This window comes from Stenotrophomonas sp. FR024 (genome assembly GCF_047500745.2).
GTDB classification, from domain to species: domain Bacteria; phylum Pseudomonadota; class Gammaproteobacteria; order Xanthomonadales; family Xanthomonadaceae; genus Stenotrophomonas; species Stenotrophomonas maltophilia_A.
In genome coordinates this window covers 161,202-180,180 of the sequence record NZ_JAXAXM020000008.1, presented here as the reverse complement: position 1 = coordinate 180,180, position 18,979 = coordinate 161,202, and the positions used below count along the sequence as shown (strand labels likewise).

The following is an 18,979-nucleotide window of genomic DNA, read 5'->3' as shown; positions in this document are numbered from 1 at the left end:
GCCCGCACTCCCCCACACGCAGGACCGCCGCGCATGACCGAACACCTCACCGACCTGGACGCCGCCGTCGACTGGTTGTTTGCGCGCGTGGACGGGCCGCTGCGGATCGGGGCACCGCTGGCACTGGGCAAGCCGCATCGGCTGCTCAATGCCCTTTACGCACGCGTCGAGCACGATCCGTCGCGGCCACTGCAGCTGTATACCGCGCTGTCGCTGAACCCGCCGAAGGCGCGCGGCAACGGCCTGGAAGCGCGCTTCATGGCGCCGTTCGCGCAGCGCCATTTCGGCGACGATTTCCCGCGCCTGGCCTATGCCGATGCGATCGCGCGCGACGCGTTGCCGGCACATGTGCAGGTGGAAGAGTTCTACATGCAGTCCGGCGCCCTGCTCGGCTCGCGGCAGGCGCAGTCCAGCTATACCAGCCTGAACTACACCCACGCCGCCGATGCGGTGGCGCAGCGCGCGCCGCAGGTGATCGTGCAGAAGGTGGCGATGCGGCCGAACGACCGCCGGCTCTCGCTGTCGTGCAACAACGACATCACCCAGGACACGCTGGATGCGATGACCGCTCGCGGGCTGCCTCGCCCGCTGCTGATCGCCGAGATCGATCCGCAGCTACCCTACCTGGGTGGCTCGGCCACGGTCGATGTGTCGTTCTTCGATCTGGTGATCACCCCGCCACCACCGTACCCGGCGTTGTTCGGGCTGCCGCGGCAGCCGGTCGGCGATGCCGACTACGCGATCGGCCTGTATGCCAGCACACTGGTGCGCGACGGCGGCACCCTGCAGATTGGCATCGGCACGCTGGCCGACGCGCTCAGCCATGCGCTGGTGCTGCGCCACACCGACAACGCCCGCTACCGCCGCGTGCTGCACGCGCTGGATCCGCAGCTGGCCAGCCACCCGCTGGTGCAGGAAATCGGCGGACTGGATCCGTTCGAGGTCGGCCTGTATGGCTGCAGCGAAATGCTCAACGAGGGCTTCCGCCGGCTGGTGCAGACCGGCGTGATCAAGCGCAAGGTGCACGATGACCTGGCGCTGATGCAACGCATCGAGAACGGCAGCACGCTGTCCATCGACCACGCCACCCTGGCTGCCGAGGGCGAGTATCTGCATGGCGCCTTCTACCTGGGCTCGCCGGAGTTCTACGAGTGGTTGCGCACGCTGCCGGAAGACGAATGCCGTGCGATCGGCATGCGCCGCATCAGCGAGATCAACCAGCTGTACGGTGGCAACGAGACACTGGAACGCCTGCAGCGCCGGCACGCGCGCTTCTTCAACTCCTGCATGATGGCCACCGCGCTGGGCGCGGCGGTGTCGGATGCGCTGGATGATGGACGTGTGGTGTCCGGCGTGGGTGGTCAGTACAACTTCGTGGCGATGGCACATGCGCTGCCGGAAGCGCGCAGCGTGCTGATGTTCCGCGCCGCGCGCGATGACAAGGGCCAGCGCGAATCCAACGTGCGCTGGAACTACGGGCACACCACCATCCCACGCCACCTGCGCGACATCTACCTCAACGAATACGGCATCGCCGATCTGCGCGGCTTGACCGACGAGGACTGCGTGCATGCAATGACCGCGATCACCGAGACCCCGTTCCAGGGCGGCCTGCTGCAGCAGGCACACGCCTCGCGCAAGCTGCTGGCGGCCACGCAACCGGATCCGGAGCGCCAGCAGCGCAACACGCCGCAGGCACTGTCCGCGGCACTGGCACCGTTCCGCGTCGATGGCAGCCTGCCCGACTATCCGTTGGGCAGCGACTTCAACGAGATCGAGCAGGTGCTGGTGAAAGCGCTGGGCTGGCTGAAGGCCAACACGCAGACCCGCGGCGACAAACTGCGTACCGTCTGGGCAGCGCTGCGGCAACCGGCTGGCGACGGCGATGCGGTGTACCTGCAGCGTATGGGCCTGCAGGCACCGAAGGATTTCGGCGAGCGCCTGGACGCGAGACTGCTGCGCCTCGCACTGGCACGCACCGCCTGAAAAAAGGGGACGGAGGGGATTAAGTCGTTTGTGCATAAACGACTTAATCCCCTCCGTCCCCTTTTTCTCATCCACGCATGGCGTAGATCTACCGCTCTATCCTCACTGCATCCTCAAGATACAGACGGGCAATCGGTGGATGCGCTCGATGCTCGACCTGCCACAGGTCGTATGCCGCCTGCATCGCCAGCCACATGCGGGCATTGCCCAGACCTGCAAGCTCAAGGCGGAATGCAAGTTCCGCGGAGATGCCAGCGTGCCCGTTGATGATGGTCGACAGCTGTCCGCGCGAATAGCCAAGATGCTGCGCCAGCGCACTGATCGACATGCTTATCGCCGGCAGGATGTCTTCGCGCAGCGACTCTCCGGGATGCGGTGGATCATGCAACGGCATCGAGCAGACTCCTAGTGGTAATCAAGGTAATCGACCAGTTCGACGTCCAGCCCACGAAAGCGGAACACCAATCGCCAACTCGCCGAGACACTTACAGCCCAGTAGCCGCTATAGCTCCCGCGCAGTGGGTGCAGGCGATTTCCGGGCAGCCCCATGTCTCCAGGCAGCCGGGCTTGATCCAGCTGCAGAAGCAAACGCCGCAACCGAGCCACATGATCGGCACGGACTCCGGACATGTCGCCCCGCTCATAGAGCGCCTTCAGGCCCTTGTGCCTGAAGCTGACGATCATGCGGCGCCAGTGTAAGGCATCACCTTACACCCCGTAAATCCACCATGGGTTTCTGCGCCGCTCTTCTTGTCCATGACTACTTCCGGGGGTACCTCGGCAGGCCCTCCTTTTCGCAAGGAATGCAGGCTAGATGAAGAGGCCAACGCGACACTGGTGCCGCAGGGCGCAACATGCCGGACGAAAAAGGGACGGAGGGGATCAAGTCGTTTGTGCAAAAACGACTTAATCCCCTCCGTCCCCTTTTCTCTCGAGCAAAGAAAAGGCCGGCGTGCGCCGGCCTTTCCCTTCCTGCTTCGCGAGGCTGCTTACAGCGCCTTGGCGGCTTCCACCACGTGGGCAGTGGTGATGCCGAAGTGCTTGTACAGCTGGTCGGCCGGGGCCGAGGCACCGAAGGTGTCGATACCGATCACCGCACCGTCCAGGCCGACGAACTGGCGCCAGAAACCGGTGACGCCGGCTTCCACCGCAACGCGTTTGCGCACGGCGTTCGGCAGCACCGATTCACGGTAGGCCGCATCCTGGCGCAGGAACACGTCGGTGGACGGCATCGAGACCACGCGGGTCTTGAGGCCGGCCGCATCCAGCTGGGCCTTGGCTTCGGTGGCCAGCGAAACTTCCGAACCGGTGGCGATCAGGATCACGTCCGGGGTACCGGCGGCATCGGCCAGCACGTAGCCACCGCGCTCGATCTGAGCGATCTGCTCGGCGTTGCGCGGCTGGTGCGGCAGGTTCTGGCGGCTGAACACCAGGCAGCTCGGGCCGTCCTGACGGGTGATCGCAGCCTTCCAGCTCACCGCCGACTCGACCGCATCGCACGGACGCCACACGTCGTTGTTCGGGATGTAACGCAGCGAGGCCAGGTGCTCCACCGGCTGGTGGGTCGGGCCGTCTTCGCCCAGGCCGATCGAGTCGTGGGTGTAGACGTGGATGGCGTGCGCCGGAATCAGTGCGCTCATGCGCACGCCGTTGCGGGCGTAGTCGCTGAACACCAGGAAGGTGGCGTCGAACGGAATGAAACCACCGTGCAGGGCCAGGCCGTTGGCAATGGCGGTCATGCCGAACTCGCGCACGCCGTAGTACACGTAGTTGGCGTTGGCGTCGTCGCTGGCCACCGACTTGCTGCCCTTCCACAGGGTCAGGTTGGAGTGCGCCAGGTCGGCCGAGCCACCGACGATTTCCGGCAGCAGCGGGGCGTAGGCTTCGATGGCCAGCTGCGAGGCCTTGCGCGAAGCGATCGTCGGGCCTTCAGCGGCCACCTGGGCGATGTAGGCATCGGCCTTGGCAACGAAGTCGGCCGGCAGCTCGCCGTGCGAACGGCGGGTCAGCTCGGACGCTTCAGCCGGGTACTGGCTGGCGTACTTGTCGAACAGCTGTTCCCATTCGGCCTGGCGCAGCGTGCCGGCGCCATTGGCGCGCCAGCCGTCGTAGATCGCCTGCGGGATCTCGAACGGACCATATTCCCAGCCCAGCTGCTTGCGGGTGGCTTCCAGTTCGTCCTTGCCCAGCGGTGCGCCGTGGCTGGATTCCTTGCCCGCCTTGTTCGGCGAACCGAAACCAATGGTGGTGCGGCAGCAGATCAGGGTCGGCTTGTCGCTCTGCGACAGCGCGGCCTCGATGCCGGCCTTGATGCTCTCCGGATCATGGCCATCGACATCGCGCACGACGTTCCAGCCATAGGCCTCGAAACGCTCCGGGGTATTGTCGGTGAACCAGCCCTCGACGTTGCCGTCGATGGAGATGTGGTTGTTGTCCCAGAAGCAGACCAGCTTGTGCAGGCCCCAGGTGCCGGCCAGCGACGCCGCTTCATGCGACACGCCTTCCATCAGGCAGCCATCGCCCATGAACACCCAGGTGCGGTGGTCGACCACTTCCAGCTCCGGGCGGTTGAAGCGCTGTGCCAGCAGCTTCTCGGCCAGGGCGAAGCCCACGGCATTGGCGAAACCCTGGCCCAGCGGGCCGGTGGTGGTTTCCACGCCCGGGGTCTCGTGGCGTTCCGGGTGGCCGGCGGTGTGGCTGCCCAGCTGGCGGAACAGCTTCAGCTGCTCGATCGGCAGGTCGTAACCGCTCAGGTGCAGCAGCGCGTACTGCAGCATCGAACCGTGGCCGTTGGACAGCACGAAACGGTCGCGGTTGAACCAGTGCGGGTTGCTCGGGTTATGGCGGAGATAGTCGTTCCAGAGGACTTCGGCGATGTCGGCCATGCCCATGGGCATGCCGGGGTGGCCGGACTTTGCGGTTTCAACCGCATCGGCGGCAAGGAAGCGGATGGCGTTGGCCAACTGGCGACGGGTAGGCTGCGTCATGGTTCTGTCGGAATCGGGAGGCGGCCGCGGACGTGCGGGCGGCCTATTGTCCCATAGTCGCCGGGCGGGGGGTCGGTTCACCTTGCCCGGTCGTGCCGGCCGCTGGCCGGCAACGTCGTCATCTCCGCCGGATTCCGCATGTGAAACGGGGTCGGAGCCCTTTCCCTGCGGAAAGGAATCCGACCCCGATCAGGTCACCAGCAGTAGCCCCGGACTCAGTCCTGCTGCGGGCCCAGCGCCGGGCCGTCGTGGGACTCGCCCTTGGCCACCAGGGTGGTCAGGGCCAGGTCGCCGGTCACGTTCAGCGCGGTACGGCACATGTCCAGGAAGTGGTTCACGCCCAGGATCAGGCCGATGCCCAGCGGGTTCACGCCCACCATCGCGCAGATCATCGCCACCACCGGCAGCGAGCCCGACGGCACGCCGGCCGTGCCGATGCCACCGAGGATGCAGACCGCCATCACCATGATCTGCTGGCCGATGCTCAGGTCCACGCCGAAGAACTGGGCCAGGAAGATCACCGTCACGCCCTCGAACAGCGCGGTGCCGTTCTGGTTGGCGGTGGCGCCCACGGTCAGCACGAAGCGCGACACGCGCTGCGGCAGGCCCATCTGGTCGGCCACGCGCAGCGCGGTCGGCAGGGTGGCGTTGCTGGAGGCGGTGGAGAACGCCATCACCGTCGCTTCCTGGGTATCGCGGAAGAACGACAGCGGCGAACGACCGGACAGCCATACGGCCGTACCGTAGCTCACCACCATGTGCAGGCCTAGTGCCAACACCACCACGCCCACGTAGGCACCGAGGCGGACGATCAGCTCGAAGCCGAACAGCGCGGCCAGGTTGAACATGAAGCAGGCCACCGCATACGGGGCCAGGCGGATGACCAGGTTGATCAGGGTCATCGAAATTTCGAACACGCCTTCGATGGCGCGGCGCAGCGGCGCGACCTTCTCGTTGTCGGTCAGCACCATGCCGATGCCGAACATCAGCGCGAAGAACATCAGCGACAGGATCGCGCCGTTGTCAGACGCGGCCTGCAGCACGTTGCTCGGCACGATCGACAGCAGCATGTCCATGCCCTTCGGCGTGCCGTGGATGCCCGCGACAATCTCCTTGCTGCGCTCGGCGTTCTCCGACAGCATCATCGCAGCGACCTGCGGGTCAACGCCCACACCCGGCTTGAGCAGGTTCACCAGCACCAGCCCGATGCCCACGGCAATGCCGGACAGCAGCACGGTATAGGCCAGGGTCTTCCAGCCGATGCGGCCAAGGGCGCGGATGTCGCCCATCTCCGACACACCCATGATCAGCGCCGAGAAGATCAGCGGCACGATCAGCATGAAGATCAGGTTGAGGAACAGGCCAGACGCCGGGGTGGTGATGTAGTCCATTACCCACTTGGCACCGGCCTGCAGACCATCGACGCTGCCGCCCAGGGCGTGCACGATCAGTCCCAGGATCAGGCCGATCGCAAAGCCGATGCCCATCTTCCAATGCAGGGGCAACTTCTTCTTGTCGGCAGCAGCTGCTGTCATGCGCGGGTTTCCTCGAAAAATGAATGCACTCTAACAAAGCGCGCAAGCGGCGCCGGTTCAGGTTCGCCGCGGCGGATACAGCGGCGCCAGGCCAGTGTCAGCGGTCTTTGCTGCCGCCGACCAGTGCGGTCCGTCACGGAAGACCTCGCGCAGGCGCGTGCGCAGCGGCGCAAGATCACCCTGCCCGCCCCATCGGGCCTGCTGCAGTTCCTGCAGCACCTGGCGCTGGGCCGGGTCATCGAGCCGCGTGATGACCTGCTCGATACGTTCGACACCGGCCATCGCACACAGCTGCGCTTCCACCTGATCAAACCCTTCACCATCCAGCGCGCGGCGCAGTTCGGCCACGCCTGCACGTCCAGTCGCCACAGCCGGCACAGCGCCCTTGGCCGCCACGGGTGCCGCCACGCGCGGGCGACGGCCTCGCTGCCAGCCCCACAACAGCGTCAGCAGCCACAGCAACGCCAGGCCGATGGCGGCGCCCATCCACGGCCATGGCCGCTCGGACAAACCACTGGCGCGCGGATCGGTCGCCGCGATACGGCTGTCCTGGCCATCGCCACCCGGCAGCACCGCATCGGTGTCGATCGGTGGCAGCGGTGCAGGTGACGCACTGCCTCCCCCGTTACCGGCCACCACGGCCAGCGTCAGGTCCGGCAGCTTCGCTTCCTGTGCCTTGCCATTGCGCACGTCCCACCACGGCAGGCGCGGCCCCGGCACCACCAGCGAACCCGGCTGGCGCGGCACGATCGAATAGCGGCGGGTGATCTTCAGCCGCGGGGTACTGCCATTGAAGGTCTCTTCGTACTGCGCAGGTTCTGCGAACACCTGCGCGGCGTTGCCGACGTCGGGCACCGGCAGATCGGTGAACTGCGCGCGGGTGGCGCCTTCGGCAATCGCCTCCACCACCACGTTGGCCGCCTCGCCGGTACGGGCGCTGGTCGGTGCACTGGTGTAGCGCAGCTGCAGGCCCTGCAGCGGCAGCCATGGCTGCGGCGCCTGTGCCGGTTGCGCCTGCACCTGCAACGTGCGGTCCGCGCCAGTGGCATTCATGCGCCCGTCGCCGCCGCCGAAGAAATCGTCGAAGAAGCCACCGGCACTGCGCCCGCTGAAGCGCGCACCGGCCAGCCGAAGTGCACCGCTGCGCTCGGGGATCAGCAGGAAGCGCCGCTCGACCACGTTGTAGCGGCGGCCGTTGACCTGTCGCACATCGGTGCGGTCATCGCCCACCCGCTGCAACGACGCGCCGGCCGGTGTATCCAGCACCAGTTCGCCGGAGGCCAGCTGCGAGGCGAAATACAACCGCACCACCACGCCTACGCTCTGCTGCACATACGGTGTCTCGTCATCGACAACGGTTTCGATGAACGCCACCGCATTGCTGTCGGGACCGGCCACGGCAGCGGCATCCACCTGCAGGGTCAACGGTGCGGTACGTACGCTGCCCACCTGCAGGCCCGGCACCACCAGTGCACCGCTACGCCGTGGCGTGAGTGCCACGCCATACAGATTGCGCTGCTGCATGCTGCCGTTGCTCCACGCTACCTGGCGGCTGCTGGTCTGCCCGCTGAGGTCGAAGTCGGTGCGCAACGGTGTGAAGTCAGGGGCGCCCTGGTCGCTCTCGACATTGAGCGTGACCGTGTCACCCATCGCGATGCGGTCGCGGTCCAGCCACGCACGCGGCTGCGCCCAGGCCAGCAGCGGCAGCCACAGCAGCAGCGCCGCCAGTACCTGTCGGGGCCAGTGCCCGTGCATGTTGATCGCCCGCGTCATCGCCCTTCCCTCTTCCTGCGTTCGTTTTCCAGCTGGAACTTGGCCCGCAGCAATGCGCCCGGATCATCCGGCACGCGCCGCATCCACGCCTCCACCGCCTGCTGCTCCTCGCGTTGGCGTGGGGTGGTGCCGTCGCTGCCTGGCACGGGCTTGCCATCCTGATCGCCTTTGCCCTCACGTGCCTGCTGCATGGCCTGCTGCATGCGCTGGCGCTGCTGCTCATCAGCCTGGGCCTGCGCTTTGGCATCCTCCACCTGTGGTGGCGCCTGCTGTCCATCGCGGCCACGCTCGCCGGGCTGCGGGCTCGACTGGTTCTTGTCGTCACCGGGATTGGGCTGGCCCTGCTGACCCGACTGCGACTGTCCCTGACCAGGATTCTGCTGGCCCTGCTGCGGCTGCTGGCCCTGCGGATTCTGCTGGCCCTGTGAATCGTTCTGCTGCTTCTGCTGCCCGTTCTGCGGTGGCTTCTGCTGATCCTGGCCTTTGCCACCCGACTGCTTGCGCTTGCGCGCGGCATCGACCACGGCACGGTTGGCGACCGCATCGGCCATGCCGGGATGCAGTGCCAGCGCGCGGTCGTAGGCGGCAATGGCTTCGTCGTAGTTGCCCTGGCGGGCCAGCGTATTGGCCAGGTTGTACCAGCCCGCATCGCTGTCGATGCCCTCGAACTGCTTGCGGGCACTGGCGAAATCACCGTTGCGGTAAGCCTGCGCACCTTCGGCCAGACGCTGGTGCTGCACCTGGTCGGCGCGCTTCCACAGCGTGCCCTGCGCCGGCGGTGCGGCCGGCACCGCAGGCGCCTGCGCCTGCACATCACTCATCCATGGCAGCAGGCCCACCGCCAGCACCGCCGCCAGCAGCGCGCGGCGACGGAAAGCGAGCAGCGCCAGCAGCATCACCGGTGGCAGCAGCCAGAACCCTTCATCACGCCATTGCTTGCCCTCGCCGGGCCGCTGCGCCGCAGTACCCTCGCGTGCATCAAGTACGCCCAGCGCACGCAGATCACTGTCATCGGTGGCGATGCGGGCATAGCGGCCTCCGCCTGCGGTCGCCACCGCACGCAGGCTGCCTTCATCCAGCGCGGCCTGGCGGATCTGCCCAGTGCCATCCCGGTACGCCGCACCGGCAGATGTGCCCAGCCCCAGTACCGACACCTGCATGCCGAGGCTGCGCGCCTGCGCTGCGGCCAGTGCCGCTTCATCATCCGCCTGATCGCTGACCAGCAGGATCTGCCCGCGCAATGCCCCGATCTGGCGCATCAACCGCGTCGCCCAGTCGATGCCACGGTCGGCGCGTTGTCCGTCGCGCGGCATCACATCCGGCGACAGCGCGTCCAGATACAACGCGACGTTGCTGCCGTCGTCGGTCAGCGGTGCCACGGTGTAGGCATCCTCGGCATAGACCACCAGGCCCACCTGGCCCCCCTGGCGGGCACGCAGCAGCTCGCCCACTTTCGCCCGAGCCTGCAGCAGGCGCGACGGCGGCAGATCGGTGGCATTGATCCGGCTGGACAGATCCAGCACGACCAGCAGCGGTGCGCTGGCCTGGAACATCGGTTGCGCCTGCTGCCGCCAACTCGGCCCGGCCATGGCCAGCGCTGCCAGGATCCAGCCCAGCAGCACGGCCCAGGGCAGGCGTGCACGGCGGCGCGTGCCCGCAGCCAGCAGATGCGGCAACAGGTGGGCATCCACCGCTGTTCGCCACACGTCGCTGCGCCGCTGCCGATACAACGCCACAGCGATGATCAACGGCAGCGCCAGCAACGCCCACAGCCATTCCGGACGCAGGAAGTGCAGCGCGTTCCAGTCGGGAAGATTCGAAGCAAGCGCGATCATCGGCGACGCTCCGGCCACAGCCAGGCCAATGCGCCCAGCAGCAAGGCCAGGCCCAGCGCCCATGCATAGCGTTCCTCGCGCGGTCTCAGGCTTGGTCCCTTCGCAGCGATCGGCTCGAGCCGGTCCAGTTCGGCATAGATGCCGGCCAGCTGTGCAGTGTCGCGGGCGCGGAAGAACTGGCCGCCGGTCATGCTCGCGATCTTCTTCAAGGTAGCCTCGTCGACCGGATCCTGGTCGGCGGAAATGGGAATACCGAACAGGCGCATGCTGCCATCACCGCCAAAGGCGACGGTGTGGATACGCACGCCCTCGGCACGCGCGACTTCGGCGGCACGCAGCGGTTCCAGCACGCCGGCATTGCTGACGCCGTCGGTCAGCAGAATCAGCACGCGCTGGCCTTCAGGCTGGCTGCGCAGGCGCTTCACCGCCAGGCCGATGGCATCACCGATGGCGGTCTCGCGCCCGGCCAGGCCGACCACGCTGTCGCGCAGCTGGTCGCGCACGCTGGCCAGATCGGCCGTAAGCGGCGTCAACGTGTAGGCGCGGTCGCCGAAGATCAGCAGGCCGATGCGATCACCGGCGCGGCGATCGAGGAAGTCGGCCAGCACCGCCTTCGCGGCAGTGAGGCGATCCACCGCCTGCCCGCCCAGCACCATGTCGCCCTCGCCCATGCTGCCGGACACGTCCATCGCCAGCATCATCTGCCGGCCCTCCTGCGGCGGCGTGATCGCTTCACCCAGCTGTTGCGGGCGAGCCAGTGCGACGCACAGCGCGCACCAACCCAGCCACAACAGCAGCGTGCGCAGCCACGACACGTCAACGCGGCCGCCACCGGCCAGCGCTTCCAGTTCCGTCGCCGCATAGGGCACCCGCAGCGCAGCACCGGGATCGGCACGACGCTTCCACCAGCGCATCAGCAACGGCAACGGCAGCGCCAGCAGGGCCAACGGCCACGCCAGCTGCAGGTCCGGCCATGGCCAGTAACTTGCCAGCAGATTCATCGGCGCCGCTCCAGCAGCATGGCCAGATAGCGCTCGCGCGCCCAGCGGCGTACTGCGGCCACCTCGTTGACGTCCACCCGTGGGCGATAGGCACCTTCGGCCAACAGGCTTCGGCGTGCTTCCGGCAATGTGCCCTGCAGATCCACGCGCTGCCACCAGGCATCATCGCGCAGGGATTCACTGCCGGGCTGCGCCTGGCGTGCGGCGCGACGCAGCAGTCCGGCGATGGCTGCCAGTTCCGCAGCAGCATCGGCGGTAGATGCCAGCTCCTGATCGAACAGCTGCAACCAGCGTTGGCGGCGACGGCGACGTTGCCACCAGAAGAAGGCCGCCACCGCCACCACCAGCAACAGCAGCACCACGCCGCCGATCATCAGATAGCCCGGTGCCGGCGGCCACCATGATGGAGCGGGTGGCACCTGCACATCGCGCAGCGGCAGGTTCGCGCTCATGCCGGCACCTCGGTCGGGGATGGCGCCAGCCAGGCATCACTGGGCGCGTCGGTGGACAGCACCTGCACATCGACGCGGCGCGCTCCCAGCTGGCGCCGCAGCTCCTGCAGCGGTTCAACGAAATGCGCCTGCCAATGGGCCTGGACCTCGCTGCGGCGCAGGTCGAGGCCGATGCGCTGCTGCAGGGTCTGGAACTGCAGCGCGGCTGACGGAGGCTGCAGTTCCAATGGATCCACCAGCAGCACCAGGCTGAGGTCGTGGTGCTGGGCCAGCGCACTCCAGCGCGCCGGCGGAATACGGATGGCCTGCTGCGGATCGGCCAGCACCAGCACACGTGCACCCGGGCGCAGGACGCGACCGGCATGGTCCAGCGCACGTTCCAGGCCAAGGTCATCGGCCGGGGGCTGCGCATACCAGCGGGTGAGCGCGTCCAGCACACGCAATACGCCGCGCGGGCCGCCTGCCGGTGCAATCGGTGGTTCACGGTCGCTGCCACGCAGGGCGCCGATGCGATCGCCACGACGCTGCGCCGACCACGCGGCGACGGCGCCCGCGCGTGCAGCCTGCACCGATTTGAAGCGCACGCGGGTGCCGAAGTACAGGGCCGGCGAGGTATCGGCCACGATCAGGCTGACCCGCTCGCGTTCGGCCTGGAACAGCTTGGTATGGGCACGTCCGGTCCGCGCGGTCACCCGCCAGTCGATATGCCGTGCATCATCACCGGCCACGTACTCGCGTGACTCGGCATATTCCATGCCACGCCCGCGCAGCGGCGACGGCGCCTGCCCGGCGTTGCCGGCGCGGCCACGGCGTGGCGGCGGCGGTCGCTGTGCAAGGCGGCGCAGCGCCACCAGTTCGGACAGTTGCGGGCGCAGCCCGTCACCGTCACTGACGGAGGAGGCGTGGTGCAGGGATGGATCGGTCATGCGCAGGCTCAGGGTGCCGGCACCCGGGCCAGCAGCTCCTGCACCAGGCGTTCGCCATCCCAGCCTTCAGCGGTGGCTTCATAGCTGGGCAGCACGCGATGGCGCAGCACGTCGGCGGCAACCGCACGCACGTCATCGGGGGTGACGAAATCGCGGCCAGCCAACCAGGCGCGCGCGCGTGCACAGCGTTCCAGCGCGATGGAACCGCGCGGGCTGGCGCCCCATGCAATGCGGCGGCCAAGGCCAGCGTCATAGCGCGACGGATCACGCGAGGCCAGCACCAGCTCGATCAGGTAGCGTTCCAGCGCCGGCGCCATGTGCAGGTCCAGCACTTCGCGGCGGGCATCGAACACATCCTGCATCGGCAGCTTTTCCGGCGCTTGTGCGGCTTCGCCCAACGCACCACGGGCTCGCTCGCGAGCCAGGCGCAGGATCTCCGATTCGGCGGCCTGGTCCGGGTAGCCGATGCGCACATGCATCAGGAAACGGTCCAACTGCGCTTCCGGCAGCGGGAAGGTGCCTTCCTGCTCGATCGGGTTCTGCGTGGCCATCACCAGGAACAGCGGCGGCAGCGCGTAGGTGTGGCGGCCCACGGTGACCTGGCGCTCGCCCATCGCTTCCAGCAGTGCCGACTGCACCTTGGCTGGCGCGCGGTTGATTTCATCGGCCAGCAGGATCGGATGGAAGATCGGGCCGGGTACGAATTCGAAGCGGCCTTCCTGCGGGCGCCAGATCTCGGTGCCGGTCAGGTCGGCCGGCAACAGGTCCGGGGTGAACTGCACGCGGGCGAAGTCGGCCTCCAGGCGCGAGGCCAGCGCGCGGATCGCCGTGGTCTTGGCCAGGCCCGGAGCGCCTTCCACCAGCAGGTGGCCATCGGCCAGCAGCGCGATCAGCAGGCGTTCGACCAGCGCGGCCTGGCCGACGATCTCGGCCGACAATGCGTCGCGCAGCTGGCTGAAAGCGGCATGCAGGCGGGAGGTGGCCGGCGCGGACGGCGGCGAGACGGTTTCGGGCATCGGCGGTGGCAGGTTCATGGGGGCCTTTGACCGGCGCGGGACGGCACGGGTTCCCGACATCATCGCAGGGTGCCCTGCGAATGGCATCAAGAACGGCTGAACGGCCCATCCACGCATGGCGTGGATCTACTGGACATGGGCGGCGTGGATCTACTGGCGGAAACGCAGAAGGGCCGCGCAGGGCGGCCCTTCTGCGTTTCGCGGAGGCGCGGGCTCAGTTCTGCTTGGCCACGCGCAGCACCTTCGGGGTCACGAACACCAGCAGCTCGGCCTTGTCCTTGTTGCGGCCGCGCTTCTTGAACAGGTTGCCCAGGAACGGCACGTCGCCCAGGAACGGCACCTTGCTGATGCTGCTGCGGTCGGTGAACTCGTACACACCACCGATGACCACGGTCTGTCCATCCTCGACCAGCACCGCGGTGTTGACCTCACGGCGGTTGATCGACGGTACCGTGCCGTAGCCCTGCAGTTCGATCAGGCGGTCAACTTCGTCCTTCTTCACCTGCATGTTGAGGAACACGCGGTTGTCGTTGGTGATGGTCGGGGTCACCCGCAGTTCCAGCACCACTTCCTTGAACTGCACGTTCGGGGTGGAACCGGCGCCACCGGCAGCACCGGTGCCACTGATGGTGACGTAGCCGATTTCCTTGCCCTGCTTGATCATCGCCTCGCGCTGGTTGGTGGTGACCACGCGCGGGTTGGAGATCACCTCACCCCGCGACTCTTCCTGCATGGCCGACAGCTCCACGTCCAGCAGGTAGCCTGCGTTGAGGATCGACAGCGCCAGCGAACCCGGATTGCTGGCCGTAGCCACCGGCAGGTTCCAGTTCAGGCCACGCTTGATGGTCGGGCCGCTGGGAACCGGCGCCGGGCCGACGCTGCCACCGGCCTGCCACTCACGGACCGCCTTGGCGTTGGCCAGTGCGGTATCGACCTGCGACTTGCGGGTTTCCTCGTTGGCAGCGAGGCTGCCGCTGAAGTACACGTTGTCGCGGCTGCCGCTGATGCCGAACTTCGCACCCAGCTCGCGGGCGAAGGTGTCGGTCGCGATGACGATGCGGCTTTCGATCAGCACCTGGTCGACCGGGCGGTCGATCACGCTGATCAGCTCGCGCATGCGCGCGATCTTCTTCGGAATGTCGCTGATCATCAGCGTGTTGGTGCGCTCGTCGGCGACGATGCGGCCCCGCCCGGACAGGAAGCCACTCTCCTCCTGCGACGAGCCGCCACCACCGCCATTGCCGCCACCACTGCCGCCACCGATGCCCTTGGCCTCGGTCAGCGCTTTGAAGATCTGCGTGGCGCTGTGGTAGTTGATCTGGACGTAATCGGTGACCAGGTCTTCGCGGTTCTCGATGGCGATGCGCGCGTCTTCCTTCTCCTGCTCGAACTTGGCCAGCTCAGCCTGCGGAGCGACCCAGATCACGCTGCCATCGCGACGCTTGTCCAGGCCCTTGGCACGCAGCACGATGTCCAGCGCCTGGTCCCACGGCACGTTGACCAGGCGCAGGGTCACATTGCCCTGTACCGAATCGGAGGCCACCACGTTGAGATTGGATTCCTCGGCGATCAGCTGCAGCACGGTGCGCACCGGCACGTCCTGGAAGTTGAAGGTCACCGGCTTGCCGGTGAAACCGCGCTGGCCGACGGCCTTGGCAGCCTGGGTGACGCTGCCAGCGGTGACGGCACCGACGGCGGCCGGCGCCTGCCGCGGGCTGATCTCCACCACGTACTCGTTGCCACTCTGGTAGGCCAGTGATTCGACCGCACCGCCGGTGCTCAGCACCAGCTGGGTACCGGCACCGGACGGCTTGGCGTCGATGCGCTGCACCGGCGTAGCGAAGTCGATGACGTTCATCGGCTTCTGCAGGTTGGCCGGCAGTCGGGCGTTACCGACATCGACCACCACGCTGTTGCCCTGCGTACGCAGGTCCGGAACCGCGCCCTGGCCGTCGAACTGGACGATCAGGCGCCCGGCGCCATCATCGCCGCGCTTGAAATCGATCTTGGCCACCGACAGGCCGGCCGGCGCTGCCGCCGGTGCCACGGTGGCGCCCACCGGCTTTTCCGCCGGTGCGGCGGCCAGCGCCGGAGCGCAGGCCAGCATCAGCGCGACTCCCAACGCGCTGACACGGTTCAAGGTAAAGCGCCGGATGGGACGCAGCCCCTTGGCTTGGTGAAAGGTCATCGTGCTATCCCCAGTAAACGATCATTGATCTTCAAGCGAGAGCGTTGCCGGCCGTTCCAGCCAGCCACCCGCGCCATCCGGCACCAGTTCGATCAGCTCCACGTGGTCTTCGAAGACCGCCGTGACCCGCCCGTCGCTCTGCCCCAGGTAGCCGCCCGGGCGTACCCGGTAGGTCACCTTGTCCGGCCCCATCACCAGCGCCACGGTGGCGGCTCCGGTGCCGATGGTGCCGACCATGTCCAGTGCGTCCAGCGGGAAGCCTTCCAGCGGCTCCTTGCGCCGGTTCGGATCCGGACGCAATCCGCCATTCCCCTGCTGCGGATTGGTCCAGGCATCGGTGAACGGGTCGCGCAGACCCTGTGCGGAGTATTCGAAGGTTTCGAACTGCTGCATCACCGGCAGCGGCTCCAGCGGCTGCGCCGGCCGGGCACGCTCGCCTTCCACCCACTTTTCAAGATTCGGTGCATCACCCGGCGTGCTGGTCACATCGCGGCCGCACGCGGCCAGCATCAGCACGACGGCAGCCATCCCACAACGCGCAAAGAGGGAACGGATCACTTCTTCTCCTCCTTGCCGGCGTCAGCCGCCTGCTGTGCCTGCACCTCGGTCTCATCCAGATAGCGATAGGTCTTGACCGTGCCGGACAGCTCCAGCGCACCGCTGCGGGCGTTGCCGCTGGTCTTGTCCTTGGGCTTGAGGTTGATGTCGTGCATGGTCAGGATGACCACGCGCGGCAGCGACGCCACGCCACTGACGAAGGCACCGAACTGGTGGTAACTGCCCACCATGCGCAGCTTGATCGGCTTTTCGGCGTAGAACTCCTTGACCTGCTCCTGCTCCGGCTCGAACAGCTCGTTGGTCAGGCCGCTGGACAGCGCAGTCTGCGAGATGTCGATGATCAGGTCCGGCATTTCGGTCTTGCTGGGCAGCTGCCGCAGCATCTGCTGCAGCACCTGTTCCATCTGTGCCAGCTGCTGCTTCAGCGGCGCCAGGTTCACCGCACGCTCCTGCTGCTTGGTGAACTCCGAACGCAGCTCGACTTCCTTCGATTCCAGGCCGGCCAGTTCCTCGCGCTTGCCACTGATCAGCAGCATCCACGCCACGAACATGATCACCAGCGCCAACAGCGAGCAGAAGACGATCTTGGCCTTCTGCGGCCAATTGCCGATGTCGTTGAAATCCAGGTTCTTCAGATCGATTTTCTGGCTCATGCGCGATCCCCCTGCAGCGGGGCGTTGAAGGCCTGCGGCGGCTGCGCCAGGCGGCTGCCCTCGGGCTTCGGCGCAGGCTTTGCAGCTGGGGCTGCCGGCTGGTTCGGCGTAGCCGGGGCCGGGGTGGCAGCAGGTGCGTTGACCGGCGCGGCGGCGGGAGCGGGTGCAGCCGGTGCAGCAGCAGGCTGGCCGGCGGCCGGTGCAGCAGGTGCCGCTGCATCCGGGCCGGCTGCAAGCGGTGCCACTGCGGGCGGAGCCGGCGTTGCCACCGAACCATCGGCGTTGAGGCCTGGCGTACCGGCCACTTCCTCACTCTGTGCCGGCAGCTTCACCTTGACCACGAACACATAGGGCAGCGCCTTGATGTCGGCCAGCGGGCCCACCTTGCCGTCCTTGTCCTTCTCGGGATCACGCGCTTCGATGATCGACAGTTCCGGGTTGGTCATCCAACCGGAGGTCTCCAGATTGCGCATGTAAGCCGAAACACGGGCATTGGACTGGGTACGGCCTTCCAGGGTCAGCACGTCGCCTTCCTGCTTCAGCGCGGTCAGCACCAGGCCATCGGGAATCGTGCGCACCAGCGCATCGAACAGGTGCACCATCTGCGAGCGCTTGGCCTGCAGTTCCTCGATCACCTTCTTGCGGGCCAGCAGGCGTTCCTTCTGCGCGTCGAGGCGGTCGATCTCCTTGTTCTGTTCCTTGACCTTCTCGATCTCGGCTTCCAGATAGGCGTTGCGGTCCATCTGGCCGCTCACCTGGCGGTCGTAGTAGAACCAGATCACCAGCGACAGCAGCAGGCCACCGATCGCGGCCATGCCCAGCATTGCGTAGAACTCGCGCTGGCGTTGCTTGCGCCGCTCGGCGCGCCAGGGCAATAGATTGATGCGTGCCATCAGTCGAAGCTCCTCAGCGCCAGACCGGTTGCGATCATCAGCGCGGGGGCATCCTGGGCCAGCGCATGCGCGTTCACCTTCGGCCCCAGGGTCATCTGCGCCAGCGGGTTGGCGACCACGGTCGGCACGCCCAGCTGTTCCTCGACCATTTCCGGCAGACCGCCCAGCACGGCGCAGCCACCGGCCAGCACGATGTGATCAACGCGGTTGAACTCGCTGCCTGCGTAGAAGAACTGCAGCAGGCGGCTGATCTGCTGGACCGTGGCTTCCTTGAACGGCTCCAGCACTTCCATCTCGTAGCTTTCCGGCAGCCCGCCCTGGCGCTTGGCCAGTCCGGCTTCCTCGTAGCTCAGGCCGTAGCGGCGCATGATCTCGTCGGTCAGCTGCTTGCCACCGAACACCTGTTCGCGGCTGTACAGGCTGCGGCCGCCGCGCAGGACATTGAGGGTGGTCATGGTGGCACCGATGTCGACCAGCGCGACCACACCCTCGATGGATACCGGCAGCTCGCTGGCGACCAGGGCATAGGCGTTCTCGACCGCGAAGGCCTCCACGTCCATCACCTTGGCCTGCAGGCCACCCAGCTCCAGCGCCGACTGGCGCAGTTCCACGTTCTCCGAACGCGACGCGGCCAGCAGCACCTGGACCATCTCCGGGTTGTTCGGGATCGCCCCGATCACCTCGAAGTCCAGGTTCACTTCCTCGATCGGGTACGGAATGTAGTTGACCGCTTCCAGCTCGATCTGGGCTTCCATGTCGTTCTCGTCGAGCTCGGCCGGCATCGGGATCACCTTGGTGATCACCGCCGACCCAGCGACGGCGGCAGCGGCCAGCTTGGCCTTGCTCCCCGAGCGGTTCATCGCGCGGCGGATGGCCTCACCCACGGCCTCCACTTCCACGATGTTCTTCTCCACCACCGCATTCGGCGGAAGAGGTTCCACAGCGTAATGTTCCACACGAAAACGATTGCCACTGCGGGACAGCTGCAAAAGCTTTACCGCAGTCGAACTGATGTCGACGCCTACAAGCGGCGACTGACTTTTTGGGATGAGCCCCACGGTTTCTCCCCTGCCGACGGGCACTTGGACGCAAGACCTGCGCCCGAGCATTAATAACGTATTCTTAGCAAATGGCAACGGCCCTGCTGTGAAGTCCTTCACGGATTCACCATGCAGC

General features: G+C 66.9%; 16 protein-coding genes. 1 reads left to right on the top strand and 15 read right to left on the bottom strand.

Annotated elements, in window-relative coordinates; translation table 11 throughout:
* The first annotated feature begins 33 nt into the window (after window positions 1-33).
* The gene (locus ACMZ91_RS11365) at window positions 34-1,986 is read left to right on the top strand and encodes an acetyl-CoA hydrolase/transferase C-terminal domain-containing protein (RefSeq protein WP_277778958.1); all 1,953 of its coding nucleotides are present in this window, start codon (window positions 34-36) and stop codon (window positions 1,984-1,986) included.
* An 88-nt stretch (window positions 1,987-2,074) separates the two neighbouring features.
* Here ACMZ91_RS11365 and ACMZ91_RS11360 read toward each other — a convergent pair whose 3' ends face one another.
* The 15 genes from ACMZ91_RS11360 to ACMZ91_RS11290 form a co-directional block, all read right to left on the bottom strand.
* Window positions 2,075-2,380: a HigA family addiction module antitoxin gene (locus ACMZ91_RS11360; RefSeq protein WP_014038309.1), complete on the bottom strand. Its 306-nt coding sequence runs from the start codon at window positions 2,378-2,380 to the stop codon at window positions 2,075-2,077.
* 11 nt (window positions 2,381-2,391) lie between these two features.
* Window positions 2,392-2,670: a type II toxin-antitoxin system RelE/ParE family toxin gene (locus ACMZ91_RS11355; RefSeq protein ID WP_049422655.1), complete on the bottom strand. Its 279-nt coding sequence runs from the start codon at window positions 2,668-2,670 to the stop codon at window positions 2,392-2,394.
* A 305-nt stretch (window positions 2,671-2,975) separates the two neighbouring features.
* The gene (tkt, locus tag ACMZ91_RS11350; RefSeq protein ID WP_032127859.1) at window positions 2,976-4,973 is read right to left on the bottom strand and encodes a transketolase; all 1,998 of its coding nucleotides are present in this window, start codon (window positions 4,971-4,973) and stop codon (window positions 2,976-2,978) included.
* A 215-nt stretch (window positions 4,974-5,188) separates the two neighbouring features.
* Window positions 5,189-6,508 (bottom strand): dicarboxylate/amino acid:cation symporter, encoded by a 1,320-nt coding sequence (locus ACMZ91_RS11345; protein WP_049400752.1) that lies wholly within the window; start codon window positions 6,506-6,508, stop codon window positions 5,189-5,191.
* Window positions 6,509-6,565: 57 nt separating this feature from the next.
* Window positions 6,566-8,281, bottom strand: a complete 1,716-nt coding sequence (locus ACMZ91_RS11340) for a BatD family protein (protein ID WP_277778959.1) — start codon at window positions 8,279-8,281, stop codon at window positions 6,566-6,568.
* The gene (locus tag ACMZ91_RS11335; protein WP_414576902.1) at window positions 8,278-10,116 is read right to left on the bottom strand and encodes a tetratricopeptide repeat protein; all 1,839 of its coding nucleotides are present in this window, start codon (window positions 10,114-10,116) and stop codon (window positions 8,278-8,280) included. Before ACMZ91_RS11335 ends, ACMZ91_RS11340 begins: the two co-directional genes overlap by 4 nt.
* Window positions 10,113-11,117, bottom strand: coding sequence for a vWA domain-containing protein (locus ACMZ91_RS11330; RefSeq protein ID WP_154264293.1), 1,005 nt, complete (start codon window positions 11,115-11,117; stop codon window positions 10,113-10,115). The genes ACMZ91_RS11335 and ACMZ91_RS11330 overlap by 4 nt, the downstream gene beginning before the upstream one ends.
* Window positions 11,114-11,569: a DUF4381 family protein gene (locus ACMZ91_RS11325; RefSeq protein WP_277778961.1), complete on the bottom strand. Its 456-nt coding sequence runs from the start codon at window positions 11,567-11,569 to the stop codon at window positions 11,114-11,116. The genes ACMZ91_RS11330 and ACMZ91_RS11325 overlap by 4 nt, the downstream gene beginning before the upstream one ends.
* Window positions 11,566-12,495, bottom strand: coding sequence for a DUF58 domain-containing protein (locus ACMZ91_RS11320; RefSeq protein ID WP_049461750.1), 930 nt, complete (start codon window positions 12,493-12,495; stop codon window positions 11,566-11,568). The genes ACMZ91_RS11325 and ACMZ91_RS11320 overlap by 4 nt, the downstream gene beginning before the upstream one ends.
* Before the next feature lie 8 nt (window positions 12,496-12,503).
* Window positions 12,504-13,529, bottom strand: coding sequence for an AAA family ATPase (locus tag ACMZ91_RS11315; protein ID WP_032127852.1), 1,026 nt, complete (start codon window positions 13,527-13,529; stop codon window positions 12,504-12,506).
* Window positions 13,530-13,725: 196 nt separating this feature from the next.
* Window positions 13,726-15,699 (bottom strand): type IV pilus secretin PilQ, encoded by a 1,974-nt coding sequence (locus ACMZ91_RS11310; protein WP_049400745.1) that lies wholly within the window; start codon window positions 15,697-15,699, stop codon window positions 13,726-13,728.
* Window positions 15,700-15,720: 21 nt separating this feature from the next.
* Window positions 15,721-16,227: a pilus assembly protein PilP gene (locus ACMZ91_RS11305; protein WP_010484064.1), complete on the bottom strand. Its 507-nt coding sequence runs from the start codon at window positions 16,225-16,227 to the stop codon at window positions 15,721-15,723.
* A gap of 26 nt (window positions 16,228-16,253) precedes the next feature.
* Entirely contained in the window at window positions 16,254-16,910 is a 657-nt protein-coding gene (locus tag ACMZ91_RS11300; protein WP_049400744.1) for a type IV pilus inner membrane component PilO, read from the bottom strand.
* The gene (locus tag ACMZ91_RS11295) at window positions 16,907-17,803 is read right to left on the bottom strand and encodes a PilN domain-containing protein (protein ID WP_049422632.1); all 897 of its coding nucleotides are present in this window, start codon (window positions 17,801-17,803) and stop codon (window positions 16,907-16,909) included. Before ACMZ91_RS11295 ends, ACMZ91_RS11300 begins: the two co-directional genes overlap by 4 nt.
* Window positions 17,803-18,861, bottom strand: coding sequence for a pilus assembly protein PilM (locus ACMZ91_RS11290; protein WP_010484061.1), 1,059 nt, complete (start codon window positions 18,859-18,861; stop codon window positions 17,803-17,805). The genes ACMZ91_RS11295 and ACMZ91_RS11290 overlap by 1 nt, the downstream gene beginning before the upstream one ends.
* Between the last annotated feature and the right edge of the window lie 118 nt (window positions 18,862-18,979).